The following is a 20,252-nucleotide window of genomic DNA, read 5'->3' on the forward strand; positions in this document are numbered from 1 at the left end:
AAAAAGCTTGGATAAACCTGGCTTAAAACTATGCGACTTCCTGAGCCTGCATTGTGGCATATTTTTGGTTTACCTGGATATCGAAGTCGGTAAACAGTGCCATGTTGCTGGATCTGTAGGGGCGCCGCATGCTGCGCCCGCTTACTCATCCAGGCTGCGGCTATGGTCCCCACGGTAACGATAATCGGCCTGATCTGCCAGCGTATTGGCAGGTTTCACCACTTTAAGCGCTGAAGATCCCGCAGGAAGCGCACGTTCTAATGTCAGCGCATCGCCGGTTTGTTGCAGTATTTGCTCGAGTTTTTGCTGTTCGCCACACCAGATTGACTCAATATCACTATCTCGCTGCGTATCCCGCTGTTCAGAGAAGGCCACCGCCCGCACCTGGAAGCGTTCACTCCCCTGTGCTCCGGCTAGCTCAAGACCATAGCCTGGCGTTGCCGGTTTGCCGATCACCACTTTCCCCTCTTCGGACCAGGTTTGCGCATCGCTTTCATGCACCTCGTAGCCCAGCTTTGCCAACCCGGTGAGCACGGCTTCACGCCTGGCCAGCGCGGCAATATGCAATTGCTGCTGTTCCGTGGCGGCCTGAGCCGTAGCAATCGCGTCGAGTAATAGCGGTAATTCACGGGAAGTGAGCACCAGATTTAAACGTGCTATCAATTCGTTGGCTTCGGCGGTGTTATAGCTGCCCAATCCGGCAATCAGCAGGCCAAGCTGTTGCCTTTGTTCCGCCAGTGTTCTGGCAGCGCGCGTCGCTTCGGCCAAATCCAGCGTGAGCGAATCACCGAGCATGTTCCAGCTCTCGTCCTGCGCAAGCCGTTCCAGCTCCGCTGCCCGGTGAGTAAAGGCGCTGATATCCCACTGCGGATCCAGGATGGCTAATTCGGCGATATGGCGGTCAATACGCCCCAAGCGCTGAGAGGCAGGATGCTGCTCGTGCTGGTGGCTAGCCATAAGCTCTGGCTGCGTATCTTTCAGACGTTGCACCAGCGCTTGCTGTTCTTCAGTCAAACCTCTTGGTTGTTGCTCGGTGGCCAGCATCGTCTGGCGTAAAGCCAGCTCCGCATCGGTACTGCTCTGCCGCGCTCGTTGCCGTTGGCGCTGCTCAGCATGCTGCTCAATCAGTATTTCCTGCGTTTGTGCAATATCCTGGCGAATAAACGCGATCATACCTGGAATTTGTGCGGTCAAACTGGCGAAGCTCTCAACACTATGTAGGTAGAGATTGGCGCTATTGCGTTGCATTCTCTGGTAGCGCTGGCGTATTTGCTCCAGCGCCAGCGGATCGGCGGCGTTATTTTGGCGATTGAGCGCCTCCCACTGCTTCATCAATGCGCCCAGGCAGGCCATCGAACGGCGGTTGTCGGCAATATCTTCACTTTTGGCCCGAATAGTATGGACTGACGAACTCATAGCATTTCCTCGCTGATAGCCTGTTCGGCGGTAACCACCGGCTGCTGCTCCAAACCCATGGCTTGGGTGATGGCCTGCGTTAAACGCAGACGCTCCTCATGGCCATGGTGATACCATTGTTGAATCGAGATACGATGACGCATTGCGGTCACCCGTTTTAATACCGATGGGCGCCATAGCTCCCGCGCTCTGGCATGTTGCAACAGCGCATGACGTGGCATATCGCACTCAATACCCAGTAAATAGCGGCCCGTTGATGGGTCTTCGATAATGCAGTCAAAATAGAAAGCGCCATCCTGCGCAGACTCGGCAATTAACCAACCTTGCGACTGGATATACTCAACGACCGATTGCACAAAACCATCACGCTGCTCCGTCGGTGCCCGGCTGGCTAACTCGGTACGGTTCATGCGCATCAATAGCGCCTGACTTTGCGCAAACTCACCTGCTGTTAAACAGCGGGCATATTCCAGATAGCCTTGCAGGAAGTCGCGTGGAATATCCGGCTGACGACGGGTGGTCAGCAGATCGGAAATCTCCGCAATCGGCATGGAGGAAATAATCATCACCTGATTTCTGGCACGGGTGATGGCCACGTTCAAGCGTCGTTCTCCCCCCTGTTGGCCAAGAATACCGAAGTTACGCCGGAAGGTACCCTGGGTATTACGGCCAAAGGTGGTGGAGAAGATAATCACGTCCCGTTCATCCCCCTGCACGTTTTCCACGTTCTTCACAAAGAAGGACATATCCTCATCCTCTTCCAGCCGCTGTTGCTCTTCGCGGTAAGCCTGGCGGAAACCGTCAGACTGTTCGGCCCAGGCTTCCAGCACGTTTTGGATCAACTGCGCCTGCTTTTGGTTGAACGTCACCACACCAACGGACGGGCGTGCTGCATAAGGCTGCTGCCAAATTTCCGCCAGCACGCTGGCGACCTGTTCAGCCTCCCGCTGGTTACTCTGGTTTTGATATAGCCCATTGACCATCATCAGCGACACCGGCTTGACCGCCGCAATCATTTTGCCCGAGTGCTGGACCGGAATGTTTAGCCGGTTCTCATAGAACGCATGGTTGGAGAAGCTAATCAACTGCCGATAGGCAGAGCGATAGTGGATGGCCAGCGTTTGGCTCGGTAATACCGTGCGGGCCAGGTGCAGCAGGTCCGGGCAGTCGCTGATTTGCCGATAGTCCCAGCTTTCGGCCTGCTCTTCCTGCTGGGCACCATCTGTTTCAAGCAGTTCTTCGTCATCATCAGCATCGTCTTCGACCACGGCCTTGCCTGAGAAGAACGCGGATGGCGGCATCTGTTTTTCATCCCCGCTGACCACCATGTTGCGGCTGCGAAACAGCGTCGGCAACGCATATTCCACCGGCATCTGGGAGGCTTCGTCATAAATTACCGTATCGAATAGCCCGGCCTTCAGCGGCAATACCTGGCTGGCAACGTCCGGTGTCATTAGCCAGACTGGTCGCAGATGCATGAGCCCCAACGAGCTGCCTTGCTCGATAAACTCCCTCAGCCGGCGAGCTCGCTTGCCGGTCAGGCGGGTGATCTCCTCCCAGGCGCGCAGCGGGCTGACATTCTCCATTTTGATCGCTTCCGTCAGTTCCAGCTTGTTCAAGGCGCGCATTTTGCCGTCGGCGATGGTCAACTGCTCAATCCGATCGTGGATCGCTGAAGGGGGTTGCAGCAGTATCGGCAACCGCCATTCCAACTGCTGTTTCCAAACCAGGCGCATCTCGCGATCTAACGCCTGCTCAACCACTAATGCCAGCCGCTGGGGTTCGAAGCTCGCCAGCGTGGTGGTCTGTTGGCGCAAAATAGCCAGAATGTTCAGGCTGGTGGCATCCAGTTGGGCGGCAACGGGCCGGAACTGCTGATAGGCTGCTAACGTAGGTAGCGCAGCGGTAATGGCCTCAAGGGTGGCGCTTAGCGGGCGATTTTGCTGGATGGCTTGGGCAAAGGTTTCGCTGGCAGCATTTTCCAGCCAGCCTTGGAGCTCTTCTAACGCTTCGGCGCTGGCCTTTCGGGCCACACAGCGCGCAATAGCGGCGGCGATCTCTTCACATTCCCGTGCAAAACCAGCCTGCTGGTGGTCAATAATGGCGGGGATCAGGCGCTGAATACCCGCAGCGCTCGATAAGCGCAGATATTGTGCGCGGATATTGCGCAGATCCCGTTGGGTGGTAGCTAACTGGCGGGTTAATGCCAGGCTGTCCAACGGCCCTATGGCCGGCAAGCTCAGACGTTGATGCAAACGGTTCAGTTCTGTTCTGACGCTGCGCCACTGCTGCTCTGAACGGGCTGAAATCAGCAGGCGTGCCAGAGTATCCGGGGAGTTTTGCAGCCCAACCTGTTGCAGGAATAATTGTAATTTACTGCGGCGCAGGTAGTACCAAGGGTTGAGACGCTGCCACAGCGTACGCTGCTCGGCTTCTGCTGCCGCTTGGCTTAATTGCACTAGCCGTTGGCTGTCGCAGTTGGCTAACGGGGCAAACAGCAATGGATCGCTGCCAGAAGAGTCGATCTCCTGTAACCGGGCGGCAAGCTGCTCCAGTTGAGCCAAAATTTGCTCGCCCTGTACGACGCTGCCGTTATGAGCGTAAAACAACGGCAGCCATTGGGCAAGATCCGCCCATTCTTGCGCCGTTAACGAAGCCAGTGCAGTCTGGTACGTCACCAGGCTTTGTTGATATTCCTCGCTCTCGGTTACCTCAAAGGCCCGGTGCGGATTGGCCAGTTCCTGCTCCCTGTGCTGTTCAACCTGGCAAAACCGTGTGAAACGGGCGGTAAAATCCTGCAACGTGGCTTGATTAGACAGGAACGGGCTGAGCTGCGCCAACGGGCTGTGTTCGTAATCCGCCGCCAGCCAAATCGCAATGGTTGGCATAATGGCGCGTTTGATGCCCTCAATCTGCGCCAGCGTACAATGTTGCAGTACCGGTTGCAGCGCGGGTAGCTCCAAACGTTCGGTATGCGTTGCCAGCACCATCAGTTCACTGAGCAAATCCCGGTAGCTGATGCCAGTAGACTCATCCGGCTGATATAAGGCGCGATAATAACCATCCAGATCCTGTTCTAACTGATCTAGCTGACGGCCGGTATTTTCGCGTGATGCGATCCAGGGATTGACCTGGTTGGTTTCGGCGGGTTGATACAGCGTCTCAAGCTGGGCCCGTATATTACGGATGATGGTATCGCGGCCTTTCTGCGCGTCTTTGACCATCACCACGCGATCGCCCAGGCCGCCCGCCATAATGCGTTTAAATACCACCTCCAGCGCTGCCGGTTTCTGGCAGATGATCAACAGGCTGCGCTGCTGACCAATGGCATCCGCGACCATATTCACGATGGTCTGGCTCTTGCCGGTGCCAGGCGGGCCTTCAATCAACAGCCCTGGTGCATTACGCGCGGCCAACACGGCAGACTCCTGCGAAGGATCGCTGGCAGCGGTAAAATAGCACTCTTGTGCCGAGGTTGGCTGAACGACAGGGGTAGCATCCGGCCTTAAGCCCAACGCTGTTTCCAGCGAGGTACCCGCAGGGGAAAGTTGACGCAACTGGCGTAAATCCTCCCCGATCGCCTGGCCGATAAAGGCCGCATGGAATAGCACGGCGGAACCCACCAACCGGCTGGTGTCATCCGGTATTTCAACGCTCAGAGGAGGGAGGCGAACCAGTTGATGATCCTGGACAGGCACCAGTGCTGCAAAGCTTTCGATAACCTCTTCGGCACTCAATGCGGCCTGGCTCAGCAGTTGGTCGGCAATCTCCTGCCAGCGTTTAACCGCTGGAATACCAACAAAATTCTCCAACGCCGGGTTTAAACACACGGCTCCACGATCGTGATCGAAACGCAGGCTGGCAATGCCACGAATGCCTGCTTCCATATTGATGTTAATCGGCCATAGCAGCAGAGGAGCGATACGCGGCTTCATTTGCTTGGGCTGGGTATTCACCACGATGAAGGGAAACCCGAGATACATCCCGTTAATGCCGGTATCCCGCATATAGAGCTGGGTTTGCGCATACAGCGTGCGTAACTGCCGGCCAGCCTGCTCACTGTCCAACAGGATTTGGCTATCAACGGAGATAGGCAGGCGGCTACGGGTCAATAAATGGTTGAGCAGCGTTTCGGCACTATTTCTTTGCCCGCCCAGGCCAGTCAGATCGACCCGTCCGGCATGGGGGGGGATGTTCATGCGTACCAACGAACCGCGCATCGTTGAGGCGGTAATCTTACGCGTAAAGAAATCCAGCACCTGATGAATATAGCGCTGCTTTTCCGGCACCAGCCACTGTGCGGGCGGGATGGCTAACATCACCAGCGCCTGCTCCAACGGCAGGCGACGCGTCAGCATAAAGCGGGCGGCCCAGTCGTCAATATCGTTGATGCCGCAGCGGTTAAACCCATTGATACGCTCAGCTAACCGCTGGTAAATCTCCGTACGGGAGAGCGCCAGTAGCGCGCGCGATTCATCCCGATCGAAGCTCATTATATGATATCGGCCAGCCAGTTCGCTGGCCTGTACCAGCAAGCTTGCTGCCGAGGTGAATTGCTCGATGCTGGCACTGAGCAGCAGGATAAGCTCATCTTCGTTCAGGTTACGCCGATCGATGAGCGTTCTCAGCCCGCTATGAGGGGTATCCGGAAATAGCTTGCGCTGCTCTTCCCAAATCGCCAGTAGGCGCGCCCGCGAGGTGGCCAATAAGTGAATGCGTAATAGGTCTTCATTAAAGACGATCTTCAGGTTTGCCCCGCGTTGGCGAACCCGCTCTTGCCGAGCTTTTAGCTGGGACAACCAATGTGTGGGCTCGCGTTGGGCAAGGAAATCCGGTAACGAACTGACCAACAAGGCATGGCCTTCCTGCGGATGCTCCAGCAGCCAGGAAGGCGTGACAATCTCTCCCCGCAGGATCAGCGGCATAGGGGGATTGAGCACCTTAAGCACCAACATCAGGCGATAGTCGTCATTCAGATCGGCCAGCTCCACCGCTTGCTGCAACTGAGTGAGTAATGTGTCGGTCAAACCGGCCTGCTGTGCCCACGAAACTAGCGTTCCCCGCTGCATTAGCGTTAACGCTTCTTGCCAGTGAGGCTGTTCTGCCGCCGACAAGGCAAACACGGCGGGTTGCGTGTAACGCCGTTGGTTTAGCGTAATCCCGATCTGCTGATTGTCGGCGGCGGAGTGCGCTTCATCCGCAACGGCCACCGGCCGCCCATCCAGCCAGGCTTGTACTTCTGGCCACTGCCAGCGCAAGTGGCGATCGCGAGTTAACAGCCCGCGCAGCAACAGCCGTGTCTGTGGATCAAGCTGCTCAGGCAGGGTGACGCCATTGGCCAACACCTGGATTAAAAATGCGTGAGGATGGATATTGTCAAAGCAGCGACCTTGTGTGATCTGCTCGAGCAAAATGATCCCCAGGCTCCACCAGTCAGAGGCGGCCGCAACGCCACCGGCCAAGGTTTCTGGTGCGCTATAGCGCGTGATCTCCAGCGGCGAAACGATATCCAGATCGAATTCGGACAGGCAGGCTGAGCCAAATTCGATAATCACCAAATCCAGCGGATGACGGGTGCGGATCAGCAGGTTGCTGGGCCGAAGATTGCGGTGGCGTAGACCATGCTCTGCAAAGCTGGCCAAGGCACTGCCCAGCTCTCTGACGATATGGGGGATTTCTTCTGGCTGCCAGAAGTCACCTTGAGTGGCCGCGTCCGCCAGCGATCCGCTGGTGATTTCCTCCGCGACCTGCCAGGCCCGGGCATTCCAACGGCCCGTTTCCAGAATTTCTGGCACATGTTCGCGAGGCAGGTTGCGCACTACCTCATAAACGGCCATATCGGGCTCTGCGCCATAGGCGTACAGCGTCAGTATGCCGTGCTGGCCGCTTTCCTGATGCTGTGCCTGATAGCGTTCACGAATGCTGTCGTGCTGGTTAATGCGCCGCAGGATTTGCCAATGCCCGATTTGGGTCACCGTGCCGAAATCCGCAGGTGGGGTGATGGTTGGCGGAGGCGTTGCCACATCAGCCACATCCGCACCGCATACCATACAGATCAGATCCCCGTCTTCCATCGGGTGGCCGTTTTGGCAATGTGCTGTCTCTGGTAAGGCGGCAAGGCTCTCGTTGGCTTCCTGCACGATTTCTTGAGCGCTGACTACGGCGATGGGCCGCCATCCATTGGCGTGAATGGGCTCGGAAGACAGATCCCAATCGCAGGGATGATGGTTGATGTGGCCCTCACAGAAAATTTCTGTTAATCCACGTTCCGTATGGCAATTAGGGCAAAAACGCATCATTGCGGTAGCTTCCAGGCGCTGAGTTATTTGGTGACAGGGGAAAAGGAGTGCCCCTGCTGTTCGAGCAGGGTACGTAGCCGAATTAAATCATCCCGGCGCGGAATGCCGATCAGGCTGACTCTTCCCTGTTGATCAAGCGTCATATCCAGTACTTTTTCGTGCTCATTGAGTGGCTGGTGGTAGTCACTAAAATGAGTTTTACCCAGCTCGGTCAGTAAATGCAAAACTTGGTTATCACTGCCGCGCAGTTTGAGCGTTTGTGGGCTTTGTTGTTCAAACGGGCCGGAAACCAGCGCATCGATCAATCCCACCATGGAATTCAAATGGGGGAGGATGGCGTCATAGGCGTGGCCGCTAAACACCAGAATATTGCCGCTAAAATCCTGACGAATGGCCGATAGCAGGCGGCCTAGTGCCTCAGGCTGATCGAAAGGCTCTCCGCCGGAGAGGGTGATGCCATCCGCCTGGGAATACCACGGGCGCAGCTGTGCTACCAGCGCCTCAATCGCTATCTTGTCGCGGGTGAATCGCCAGGTTTCTGGCGACAGGCAGCCGGGACAACGCAAAGAGCATCCCTGAAACCAGATCCCAATACGTTTCCCCGGCCCCAGGGTGGTCACCGGAAAGTGCAAACGTGCCAGGCCCACCGTCATCAATGTTGCCTGCTCAGGATTAGCTGTGTGGAGGCTCCTGTCAGCAGCTCGATTACCTGGTAGCTTTCACCCGGTTGTGCGTCGCAATCAAACAGCGCCCGTGAAAGTGGGTTAACCAAATGCGCTTCCAGATGGTTACGAATGCCACGCCCACCGTTGGATAAGTCGGCCAGACAAAGTTCACGCAATCGCTCCAGAGCCGCCTCGCCAAGGGTGACAGTCAGTCCTAGCCTGGTTAGCCCTGCCAACGTGTTCTCTGTCATCTGGTTGAATATCTGCCCGGCAACCTCGGGACGGATAAAGTCAAAAACGATAATGTTTTCACCGATGCGGTTAAGCAGCTCTGGGCGGTTGAGCACCAGCTTGAAGTGGCGTTCAATCTCGGCTTTGACGTTTTTCTGCACCGTTTCAAACGGCTCTTCCGGCAGCACGTTGGCCACCCGTTCACCGTGATTATCCAAGCGATAGATACCCAGGTTGGAGGTGAAAATAATCAGGGCTTCGGAGAAATAGACCCGGTCGCCACGGCCGGACGTCAGCACGCCGTCATCGATAATCTGTAAAAACTTATCCATCAACCGTGGGTGGGCCTTTTCTATCTCATCAAACAGCACCACGCTAAACGGCTTCTCCCGAATGGCGTTGGTCAACTCGCCGCCCTGGTTATAACCAATATAGCCAGGCGGAGCACCAATCAAACGTTGATCCGCATGTTCGGCACTAAATTCCGACATATCGAAGCGGATATAGGCACTTTCGTCGCCAAACAGCAGCTCGGTGACGGTTTTGGCCAGCTCGGTTTTCCCCACACCGGTCGGGCCAGCTAAAAAGACCACGCCACGGGGGCGACCCCCTTGTTTTCCGCCACCGACGCCTGTTACCGCACGCTTGATGATGTCCAACATATGGGTAATGGCGTGCGTCTGCCCTTTGACGCGTTTTTGGATGGTACCTTCGGCCTGACGAATTTTCGCTTTCTCAATTTTCAGCCAGGGGTCTTCGGTGATCCCTACTTTATAGCGTCGAACCGCGTCGCTAATCTGCTCTTGGGCCACCCCTTCAATGCGGGCCAGCCGGGCAATAGCGTTCATATCCAGCAGCAGTAACCCTTCCGTTTCATCCACAAACTCCTGAGCCGCTTGCTCTTGGCGAGCTGCGTCAGCAGATTGGCCTGGTAGGGAACGTAACAGCGCGGGGGCTAACATATGGCGGGCAATGCGATCGGGTTTGGCAACCGGGATAGGGCGGATCAGCGGGTTGTTGATTAAAAACCAGTCTGGTAAATCGCCTTCTTTATCCACCACCCACAACACGGTATTAAAAAATGCCCGCCGCTGTTCACCGTAAGGGCGTGCCCGGGCCTGATGGGATAGCACCAATGCGCGAGTAAACAGGCTATGCTCCGCCGGTGAGAGGTTATCCCGGTGGTTAATCAGGCAAGAGGCGAAATCCACAATCAGCGCCACCGGTTCACTGGGGAGTTCAATCAGCCTTTCCAGCGTGGCGCTCAACAGATCCATTCCACCGCTGGCGCGACCATCTACCACGTTAAGGCCCAATTGGCTCAGCAGCTTGTGTGTGGGTGCAGGGTCTTCGCCCGGCGGCACCATCGGCATAAAACCATTCAGCAGATTAAAAATCACCACGTGCTGATAGCCTGCTTCCCGCAGTGCATTATGCAGCGATTGGTTAAACGCCAGGGGGGTGACGATGCCGGGGCTAATCTCACAGGCTTGCAGATCGCGCACGTTGCCTGACAGCACGAACTGGCTTTTTAAGGGTAAAAAGCGCAGCAGGTCGCGCATCCAACGGGGTTGCTGATAACGATTAGGCTGTTGCATTGAGATCCCTTGTGATTGTTTCCGCCGGAGTTCGTCCCGCTTCTCTTGCAGAGAGCAGCATCCGTACCGCATCCTTATTAGCCGTAAGGATAATTCATCCTGGAGATGACAGATAGGGTGCGCTTGAACACTACTCAATCTGAAACGGGCTGAATACCACGCATCACCATTGATTTTCCCACCGATTAGCACCATGTTAGAGAGAAGTTTATTTTTGTCTGGCCTGGTGTACACATCGGGCCAACCACCCTAATCAGGACTTCCTCTATGACCAACCCGTTGCTGACACCGTTTGCCTTACCGCCATTCTCTGCCATTCGCCCTGAAGATATCGTCCCTGCGGTGACATCCGCCTTGGCGGATTGCCGCGCTGCGGTCGAGCGGGTGGTTGCTCAACCGGGGCCATTTACCTGGGATAATTTGTGTGAGCCGCTGGCTGAGTGTGACGACCGTCTATCGCGTATCTGGTCACCAATCAACCATCTGAACTCGGTAAAAAACAGCCCGGAATTGCGCGAAGCCTATGAGCAGGCGTTGCCGTTGCTTTCCGAGTACGGTACCTGGGTTGGCCAGCACGAGGGGCTGTATCAGGCCTATCGCAGTCTGAAAGAGGGAAGTGATTTCGCCAATCTGTCCACGCCACAGCGCAAGTCGGTAGAAAATGCCCTGCGTGACTTTGAGCTGTCAGGCATTGGCCTGCCGGTAGAAAAACAAAAGCGCTACGGCGAGATCGTTGCGCGTCTGTCCGAGCTGGGTTCGACCTATAGCAACAACGTGCTCGACGCCACCATGGGCTGGAGCAAACTGATTACCGACGTCAGCGAACTGAGCGGTCTGCCAGAAAGCGCGCTGGCCCAAGCCCAGGCGATGGCGCAGGCCAAAGAGCAGCAAGGCTGGTTGCTGACGCTGGACATGCCGAGCTACCTGCCGGTAATGACCTATGCCGATAACCAGGCGCTGCGTGAAGAGATGTATCGCGCCTTTACCACCCGCGCCTCCGATCAGGGGCCAAATGCCGGTAAATGGGATAACAGCGAAGTGATGGCGGAAACGCTGGCACTGCGCCATGAATTGGCACAGCTGCTGGGCTTTGCCAGCTATGCAGAAAAATCGCTGGCGACCAAAATGGCCGAAAGCCCGGAGCAGGTGCTCGGTTTTCTGAGCGATCTGGCCAAGCGTGCTCGCCCACAGGCAGAGCAGGAACTGGCACAGGTAAGCGCTTTCGCCAAAGAGCATTATGGGGCGGAAGTGCTGGAAGCCTGGGATATGGCGTATTACAGCGAAAAGCAGAAGCAACACCTGTTCTCCATCAGCGATGAGCAACTGCGCCCTTATTTCCCAGAACAGCGCGTGCTGGAAGGCCTGTTTGAAGTGGTTAACCGTATTTACGGCATCACAGCCAAAGAACGGCAGGGTGTCGATACCTGGCATCCGGAGGTGCGTTTCTTCGATCTGTTCGATGCCAAGGGCGAACTGCGCGGGAGTTTCTATCTGGACTTGTATGCCCGTGAGAACAAGCGCGGTGGTGCATGGATGGATGATTGCGTCGGCAGCCTGCGTAAAGCCAATGGCGAATTGCAAAAGCCGGTCGCTTATCTGACCTGTAACTTTAACCGTCCGCTGGGTGACCAGCCGGCGCTGTTTACCCATAACGAAGTCACCACGCTGTTCCATGAGTTTGGCCACGGCCTGCACCACATGCTGACGCAGATCGATACCGCCGGAGTCTCTGGCATCAATGGTGTGCCTTGGGATGCGGTAGAGCTGCCAAGTCAGTTTATGGAAAACTGGTGCTGGGAACCGGAGGCATTGGCGTTTATTTCGGGCCACTTCCAGACCGGTGAGCCGTTGCCGAAAGACTTGCTGGACAAAATGCTGGAGGCGAAAAACTATCAGGCGGCGCTGTTTATCCTGCGTCAGTTGGAGTTTGGCCTGTTCGATTTCCGTATGCACGCCGAATATAGCCCGGAGAAAGGGGCACAGATCCTGCCAACCTTAGCCGAAGTGAAGAAAATGGTGGCAGTGATACCTTCGCCAAGCTGGGGCCGTTTCCCACATGCGTTCAGCCATATCTTTGCTGGTGGCTACGCGGCGGGTTACTACAGCTACCTGTGGGCAGAAGTGCTGTCGGCTGATGCCTACTCGCGCTTTGAAGATGAGGGGATTTTCAACGCCGAAACCGGTAAATCCTTCCTCGATAACATCTTGTCACGCGGGGGTTCCGAAGAGCCGATGGAATTGTTCAAACGCTTCCGTGGCCGTGAACCGAAGCTGGATGCTATGCTGCGCCATTACGGTATTAAAGGGTAACCCGCCAAGTGAGCGTGTTTTTATTGTGTGAAGAAGGCGCCGACCCCGGCGCCTTGTCTATTCTGGCCGAGCGTTGGCAACTGGTCTCCGAGCCGGACGCATTGATGGTGCTGGTGCTGACGCCAGAACGTTTGGAACTGCGTAAGCGTGACGAGCCAAAGCTTGGCGCTATCTTTGTCGATTTTATTTCCGGCCCGATGGCCCATCGGCGGCGTTTCGGTGGCGGCCGTGGCGAAGCGGTGGCCAAAGCGGTCGGGATCAAGGGCCGCTATGTGCCTAGCGTGGTAGATGCAACGGCTGGATTGGGGCGTGATGCGTTTGTGTTGGCGTCACTGGGTTGCCATGTTCGTATGCTGGAGCGCAATCCAGTGGTTGCCGCCCTGCTCGATGACGGTCTGCAACGGGGCTATCAGGACGCAGAGATTGGTCCTTGGCTGAGTGAGCGTATGACGTTACTGCATGCCTCCAGCCTGACGGCGCTGAGCGATCTCGATCCGCGCCCGGAAGTGGTGTATCTCGACCCGATGTATCCCCATAAGCAGAAAAGCGCGTTGGTGAAAAAAGAGATGCGGGTATTTCAGTCGCTGGTGGGCAGTGACGACGATGCCGATGGTTTGCTGGGGCCAGCCCGCAGGCTCGCGACCAAACGGATTGTGGTGAAACGCCCGGACTATGCTCCGCCGCTGGCTGATGTTCCTGCTCATGCCGCGACGACGACCAAGAACCACCGTTTCGATATTTATATGCCGCTGTGAGCCCCTCTTCCTAACCCTAAGGAGTAATGTTAGTCAGTTAAGCAACGCAATACTTGGCTAGCGTGCCGTGGTGCCCCTCACCCTAGCCCTCTCCCACAGGGAGAGGGGACCGATCGTGCCACAGATTATCTCTTGCACCTGACCGCGACTCCAGGTTAGCTCCCTCTCCCCATACAAGTGTTTATGAAACTCTCAGCCTTTACATCGGGAGAGGGCTGGGGTGAGGGGAATTCATTGAACTGACTCACATTTCCCGTGTTCATTCTGTAATCTCACTGGTAACGCTGAGATGTACGTCTCATAATCCTGTTTAATTACAATCAACTATAATGAAATTTCATGATGAAAAAGACGCTGCTTTCCCTGCTGCTTTGCTTGAGTACCTCTGCTATGGCCGCTGAACCGGTAAATATCACCATTCTGGGCACTTCCGATCTGCATGGCACCTTCGTGCCTTGGGATTACTCTACCGATACCGAAAACCTGGCGGGCAGCCTGAGCCAGATTGCCACTCAGGTACACAAAGTGCGTGCCCAACAGCCGAACGTGATCCTGGTTGACGCCGGGGACACCATTCAGGGCAACTTTGTTGAAACTTTCAAGAATGACAAAACCAGCCCGATGATCCTCGGTTTTAACGCGCTGGACTATGACGTATGGGTGATGGGCAACCACGAGTTCGATTTTGGCCTGAAAGCGCTGGCAACCCCCCTCAGCCAGTTCAAAGGAACGGCGCTGGCGGGCAATATCTTTTGGGACAGCGGCAAGCCTTACCTACCGGCATATAAGATCGTTGAGCGCCAAGGGGTGAAGATTGGCATTATCGGCATGGATACGCCGATGACTGCGGAATTTGCCAAGGGCACCGATCGCATCGATGGCCTGACGTTTACCGATCCGGTGCAGGCGGTGAAGACGGTGATCCAGCAGATCCACGGACAGGTAGACGCCATCGTACTGGTGGCCCATATGGGGATCGATAATGAGAACCAGCGGCCAGGTACTGGTGTGGGCGACATTGCGCGGGCCAACCCGGAGCTGGCAGCGATCGTTGCCGGACATATGCACGTTAAGGTGGATAAAGAGGTGATCAACGGTGTGATCGTCACCGAACCGGACAAATATGGCCGTGCGTTGTCGCGCATCGATCTGCAATTTGAGCAGCAAAACGGCAAATATGTCCTGATCAACAAAGACAGCTACACCTATCCGATCAAAGGCGTCACCTCCGATAAAAAGCTCGAAGAGATCTACCAGCCATTCCATACCACCCTGCGTGCCAACGCCAACCGGCCGATTGCCCAACTGACCGGCCAGGATCTGGTGCCGCCAGACGCGGTGAAAGGCATCCCGCAGGTGCATATTCAGGATACCGGAATCAGCGCGCTGTATCAGGAAGCGGCCCGTCATTACGCGCCCAAGGCGCAGGTGATCGCCTTGCAGATTGATAACGATAAGCCGAAGCTGAATGTGGGCACCATAACCGCCAAGGATATCGCCTTCAACTATCAATATGCCGGTGGTGAAATCACCGTCTACCAGTTGACCGGTAAAGAACTGAAAAAGTACATGGAGTGGTCAGCGGACTACTTCAATCAGCAGCATGATGGCGATGTTACCTACAGCTTCAACCCGCAGCGGCGGGCGTCCAAGTATTCGACCAATGACTTCTTTGATGGCGTGACCTATACCATCGATCTGCGCCAACCGGTTGGGCAACGTATTACCGAGTTGAAGCTGAACGACGGTACGCCAGTGACCGACAGCACGCCGATCCAGTTGGGGATGAACAGCTATCGCATGGGCCACCTGACGCAGAAAGGCGGCGTACTGGAAGGGATGCAGTTCCCGGTGCTGTCAGATACCAAGGCGGAATTTGGTGAGGAAGCCGGGACGATCCGTAATCTCACCATCCGTTATCTGACCGAGGTGAAGAAAGGTGAGTATCAGGGCAAAACCATGCAGCGTTGGCAGCTGGTGGGGCTGGAAGGCTACGAGCGTGAGCGCAAGATTGTGGACCAACTGCTTAATGACGGCAAAATCAGCGTGCCGACCACCGATGACGGCCGTTATAGCAACGTGGCCTCCATCAACGTCAAAGGGCTGCTGTTTAAGGATCCTCAAGCGATGAAGCAGCAGATTGTGGCGCTGCAACAACAGGCGCAAGCGGTGACCGATCCCGTCGCCAAACAGCGCTTGAACGACCAGATAGTGATTATCGAAGCGATTAACTGAAGTAGATCTCGTTAACAAGGCAAAAAAATGCCGGCAATATGCCGGCATTTTTCATGGAGTGGGGAGGTTAGAGCACGCCCTGAGCCAGCATCGCATCGGCAATCTTGACGAACCCGGCAATGTTGGCGCCGTGCACGTAATGCGTTTGCTTGCCTTCGCCGCCGTATTCAACGCAGGACTGATGGATATCCGCCATGATATGACGTAAACGGATATCGACTTTCTCTGCTCGCCAGTTAAGGCGTGCGGCGTTTTGTGCCATCTCCAGCCCGGAAGTGGCAACACCACCGGCGTTGGCGGCTTTACCCGGCGCGAACAGCACGCCCGCTTCCAGGAAGGCATCGGTCGCCTGGATGGTGGTTGGCATATTGGCACCTTCGGCCACGGCTTTGACGCCGTTGCGGATCAGCACCTGTGCGGCTTCCAGATCCAGTTCGTTCTGGGTAGCACAAGGCAGAGCAATATCCACCGGCACGTTCCACGGGCTTTCACCGGCCAGGAAGGTCAGGCCACGTTCGCGGGCGTAATCGGCAACCCGGCCATAGCGCTGGTTTTTGATTTCAGCCAGATGCGCCAGTTTTTCGGTGGTGAAGCCTGCTTCGTCCACCACGGTACCGCCAGAATCGGAAACGGTGATCACTCGCGCATCCAGCTCCAACGCTTTCTCAATGGTGTATTGCGCCACGTTGCCGGAACCGGAAACCGCGACACGCATCCCTTCAAAGCCCAAGCCATGGCGTTGCAGCATGGAATCGGTGAAGTAAACCAGGCCGTAGCCGGTGGCTTCCGGGCGGATCAGGCTACCGCCGAACGACAGGCCCTTCCCGGTAAATACGCAGCTGGTATTGTTCGACAGCTTTTTCATCATGCCGGCCATAAAGCCAACTTCGCGACCACCCACGCCGATATCCCCGGCTGGCACGTCGGTATCCGGGCCCAGGTGACGGTACAGTTCGGTCATCAGCGATTGGCAGAAGCGCATGACTTCGCCCTGGCTTTTACCTTTAGGATCAAAGTCTGAGCCCCCCTTGCCGCCGCCCATAGGCAACGTGGTCAGGGCATTCTTGAAGGTCTGTTCAAAACCGAGGAACTTCAGAATGGAGGTATTCACCGAAGGGTGGAAACGCATCCCTCCTTTGTACGGCCCAATGGCGGAGTTGAACTGGATACGGTAGGCACGGTTGACCTGAACTTTGCCCTGATCGTCGATCCAACTGACGCGAAACTGAATGATACGCTCAGGCTCTACCAGGCGCTCTAACAGCGCGTGGTCACGATAATGCGGGTTACGTTCAATGAATGGCCACAGAGAAGTAAAGACTTCGCGCACTGCCTGCAGATATTCCGGTTGGTGCGAGTTATGACGTTGTAAGGATTTTAGAAAGGATTCTAGCGATACAGCCTGTTCCATGGATAGCTCCTGTTTAGCATATTGGTTCCCCTGTTTTTATGATGTGTCTCACAGTTGGGGAGGATGTTGTGTCTACCTCGACTATATCACTGTGGGGTGGCTGATTAACAAGCAATAAATAACGGGGATCAATGAAAAACGCCCGCGCAGGGCGGGCGTTGGTCAAACAGGTTAGCGAATACTTACTTTTCTTCGTCGCGCAGCGGCACAATCAGCATATCGATGTGTACCGTGTTGATTAACTGGCGCGCAGAGGACATCAATTTGCTCCAGAAATCCTGGTGGTGTCCGCACAGCACCAGGTCCATATCGTATTTCTTGATAGCATCAACCAGCACCTGCGCCAGATCGCCGCTGCCGCTCAGGGTCTCGGTGATTGGATAGCCCGCATTCTGCGACAGCTCGGTTAACGCATGGTGGGTTTCTTCGGAAATACGTTTTTGCATATCGCCAAGATTAACGTCGATCAGGCCGGTATACAGATCGGAATAATTTACATCAACGTGGATCAGAGAGACCTTGGCATTGTACGGCCGCGCCATTGAAACCGCTTTCTCGACCAGGATTTTGCTTTCCGGTGATAGGTCAACCGCAATCAGTATGTGTTTGTAAGCCATGAGAATACTCCTTCCATATAATGCCGATTAAAGGGGGCAGGCATTCAGTGTTCCAGCTTGGCGTTTTCGCCTTACCTGCATAGTACCATTCAGATAACACAGTGATATGTTGGGGCGATCACACTGCATCGCATCAATCGCCCTGGTTTATACGTTTACCCACCCGTTTTACACTGCCAGGGCAAAAAATCCTATGGCTTATACGGCTATCCGTCGTTTGAACGATTGAATTATAAGCATTGTTGTCCAAAGTATAGCCTATGTCTGTTTTCCGGGCGCAGAGCGGGTAGATGAAGAATTTTGCTCTGACTGTAAATTTTATCCGGCACCGGGATCTGTTTGCGTTTCATTATTCTACACTAGTGAATGTGGACCCCGCTTATTTCCTCTGATCGTTGCAAAGCGGTCAGAGGTTGTGGGTATCTTCGGGTCCGTAAGGTGCTAGGGGGATGGGAGCCAAGGCTCCGGCAGCATAAGGTATGAAGTAGGGCCGTTGGCCCGGCGGGTAGCCGGGATGGCAACGCCTTGAGGGGGCAATCATGATTAGTACCATCGCGCTGTTTTGGGCATTGTGTGTGGTCTGTGTGATTAACATGGCCCGGTATTTTTCTTCTCTGCGTGCGCTGCTCTTTGTTTTGCGCGGCTGCGACCCGTTACTGTACCAATATGTCGATGGCGGGGGGTTCTTTACTTCGCACGGCCAGCCGAGCAAGCAGATACGCCTGGTGCGCTATATCTTCACGCAACGCTATGTTGAGCATCATGATCCGGAGTTTATCCGCCGCTGTCAGCGTGTGCGCAGCCAGTTTGTGCTGACATCTTCGCTGTGTGGCCTGGTGGTTATCAGCCTGGTGGCGTTGGCAATCTGGTATTAGCCCGCGGGTTTCAGGGCAAAAAAAATGGCGGCCATGTGGCCGCCATTGTCTTGCTGGGCAATCGTCAGATCACTTTCAGCGCCAGCCAATACAGGCCGCCGGAAAGCAGGATCGAGACTGGCAGGGTCAGTACCCAGGCCAGCAGGATGTTCTTGACGGTTTTGCTCTGTACGCCACCACCGTCCACGATCATCGTCCCGGCAACCGCCGAAGAGAGTACGTGGGTGGTGGAGACTGGCATACCGGTGTAGCTGGCCACGCCAATCGACAGGGCGGCCGTCATCTGTGCCGACACCCCTTGAGCGTAGGTCATGCCTTTCTTACCGATTTTCTCACCGATAGTCGTAGCAACACGACGCCAGCCCACCATGGTACCGAGAGACAGCGCCAAGGCCACCGCTACGATAATCCAGGTTGGTGCATACTCAACGGTTTCCAGCAGGTCTGAACGCAGGTTCTTCAGGAAACGTTGGTCGTCGAGTGAGGTTTCCGGCAGCTTGGCAACCTTGTCTGCGGTTTCCGTTACGCACATCAGCAGGCGGCGCAGATGGCTGCGCTGGTCAACCGTCAGTTGATCGTAGCTTTGCAGATTGTTCAGCAGGCTCAGGGAACGGTCTACGGCGATCAGCGCACGTGAACTGTCACAATGGAATTCCACTGGCTGATTAGGCGTTGGTGTCACCACATCTGTCGGTGCAGGAACCAATGGTGCCTGCACGCTGACATGCGCCAGTGAATCGCCATGCTGTTGGTAGAATTGCTGCAGGTGGCTCACGGCATCACGAGTACGGGTAATGTCGTAACCGGTCGCACTCATGTTGAGCACGAAGCCCGCAGGAGCAACACCGATCAGCACCAGCATAATCAGACCGATACCTTTCTGACCGTCGTTCGCGCCGTGTGAGAAGCTCACGCCGATAGCCGACAGGATCAGCGCGATACGCGTCCAGAACGGTGGCTTACGTTTGCCATCGACCTTCTCACGTTCCGCCGGAGTCATATGAATACGCTGACGTTTTTTGGTATTGCTCCAATAACGGCGCAGCACAAACACCATCAGTCCGGCAATCATCATCCCGACCAGCGGTGAGAAGATGAGTGACAGGAAAATGGTGATCATTTTTGGCACGTTCAGCGCGTCAACCACGGAGGTGTTGGTCACCAACGCATTGGTCAAGCCGACACCGATAATGGCGCCAATCAGGGTGTGGGAGCTGGAGGCCGGCAGCCCGAAATACCAGGTGCCGAGGTTCCAGATAATTGCCGCCAACAACATGGAGAAGACCATGGCTAACCCGTGTGCTGAACTGACGTTCAACAACAGATCGGTTGGTAGCAGGTGCACAATGGCGTAGGCAACACTCAAACCGCCGAGCATCACGCCAAGAAAGTTGAACAGGCCAGCCATAACGACCGCAATTTGCGAGCGCATAGCACGGGTATAAATTACAGTAGCGACCGCATTGGCCGTATCATGGAAGCCGTTAATGGCTTCATAGAACAGCACGAACAACAATGCGAGAATTAACATCAGGCCGGTATGGAAATCCAGGCCAGTGAACAAATGCAGCATAAGCGTTACGCCAGGTTTGTGGACATGAACGCCGCGCATTATCGGCGACAACCGGTGTCGGGGAAAAGGAAAATATGACGTTTTTTTAATTTGCCTGCTGCCAAGGGGCGCTTGGTCACGGCTGAATCGATGCAATTTCAGCATGTTACCGCTATTTACGCCCGTTAACATTTTCTTACGTTGGCGTTGCCCACCGATGCCTTTACAATCCCTCACCGTGGATTTAGCGGTATACAGGCAGCGAAATGGCGTAAAATGCGCGCTACT

Annotated in this window: 11 protein-coding genes; 4 read left to right on the plus strand and 7 right to left on the minus strand. The window is 55.4% G+C overall.

All coding sequences use genetic code 11. The annotated features are described in order from the left end of the window. Window positions 1-141: 141 nt before the first annotated feature. Genes U869_RS0107085 through U869_RS0107100 form a run of 4 tightly spaced genes read right to left on the minus strand, consistent with a single transcriptional unit; the run spans window position 142 to window position 10,209 of the window. Complete coding sequence (locus U869_RS0107085) at window positions 142-1,416, minus strand: hypothetical protein (RefSeq protein WP_025119302.1); 1,275 nt, start codon at window positions 1,414-1,416, stop codon at window positions 142-144. Next, window positions 1,413-7,715, minus strand: coding sequence for an AAA domain-containing protein (locus tag U869_RS0107090; protein WP_025119301.1), 6,303 nt, complete (start codon window positions 7,713-7,715; stop codon window positions 1,413-1,415). Before U869_RS0107090 ends, U869_RS0107085 begins: the two co-directional genes overlap by 4 nt. A 23-nt stretch (window positions 7,716-7,738) precedes the next feature. Next, window positions 7,739-8,368 (minus strand): 4Fe-4S single cluster domain-containing protein, encoded by a 630-nt coding sequence (locus U869_RS0107095; RefSeq protein ID WP_029987223.1) that lies wholly within the window; start codon window positions 8,366-8,368, stop codon window positions 7,739-7,741. Next, on the minus strand, window positions 8,368-10,209 hold the full coding sequence (locus tag U869_RS0107100) for an AAA family ATPase (protein ID WP_025119300.1): 1,842 nt from the start codon (window positions 10,207-10,209) through the stop codon (window positions 8,368-8,370). The genes U869_RS0107095 and U869_RS0107100 overlap by 1 nt, the downstream gene beginning before the upstream one ends. 267 nt (window positions 10,210-10,476) lie before the next feature. Between U869_RS0107100 and prlC the strand changes: the two genes are divergently transcribed. The 3 genes from prlC to U869_RS0107115 all read left to right on the plus strand — a co-directional run bounded on the left by prlC (window position 10,477) and on the right by U869_RS0107115 (window position 15,509). Continuing rightward, window positions 10,477-12,519 carry an oligopeptidase A gene (gene prlC, locus U869_RS0107105; RefSeq protein ID WP_025119299.1) on the plus strand — a complete coding sequence of 681 codons (2,043 nt, stop codon included), beginning with the start codon at window positions 10,477-10,479 and terminating at the stop codon, window positions 12,517-12,519. A gap of 8 nt (window positions 12,520-12,527) precedes the next feature. Then, complete coding sequence (gene rsmJ / locus U869_RS0107110) at window positions 12,528-13,274, plus strand: 16S rRNA (guanine(1516)-N(2))-methyltransferase RsmJ (protein WP_025119298.1); 747 nt, start codon at window positions 12,528-12,530, stop codon at window positions 13,272-13,274. Window positions 13,275-13,616: 342 nt separating this feature from the next. Continuing rightward, window positions 13,617-15,509 (plus strand): bifunctional UDP-sugar hydrolase/5'-nucleotidase, encoded by a 1,893-nt coding sequence (locus U869_RS0107115; protein WP_025119297.1) that lies wholly within the window; start codon window positions 13,617-13,619, stop codon window positions 15,507-15,509. Window positions 15,510-15,576: 67 nt separating this feature from the next. On the opposite strand, the gene gdhA is transcribed toward U869_RS0107115, so the two are convergent. After that, on the minus strand, window positions 15,577-16,920 hold the full coding sequence (gdhA, locus tag U869_RS0107120) for an NADP-specific glutamate dehydrogenase (protein WP_025119296.1): 1,344 nt from the start codon (window positions 16,918-16,920) through the stop codon (window positions 15,577-15,579). Window positions 16,921-17,102: 182 nt separating this feature from the next. Beyond that, the gene (gene uspA, locus U869_RS0107125) at window positions 17,103-17,537 is read right to left on the minus strand and encodes a universal stress protein UspA (RefSeq protein WP_021181773.1); all 435 of its coding nucleotides are present in this window, start codon (window positions 17,535-17,537) and stop codon (window positions 17,103-17,105) included. Window positions 17,538-18,076: 539 nt separating this feature from the next. Between uspA and uspB the strand changes: the two genes are divergently transcribed. After that, window positions 18,077-18,412 (plus strand): universal stress protein UspB, encoded by a 336-nt coding sequence (gene uspB / locus U869_RS0107130; RefSeq protein ID WP_025119295.1) that lies wholly within the window; start codon window positions 18,077-18,079, stop codon window positions 18,410-18,412. Window positions 18,413-18,476: 64 nt separating this feature from the next. On the opposite strand, the gene pitA is transcribed toward uspB, so the two are convergent. After that, entirely contained in the window at window positions 18,477-19,985 is a 1,509-nt protein-coding gene (gene pitA / locus U869_RS0107135) for an inorganic phosphate transporter PitA (RefSeq protein WP_025119294.1), read from the minus strand. Between the last annotated feature and the right edge of the window lie 267 nt (window positions 19,986-20,252).

Origin of the sequence: Serratia sp. H1w (assembly GCF_000633355.1) — a bacterium.
Taxonomy (GTDB): domain Bacteria; phylum Pseudomonadota; class Gammaproteobacteria; order Enterobacterales; family Enterobacteriaceae; genus Chania.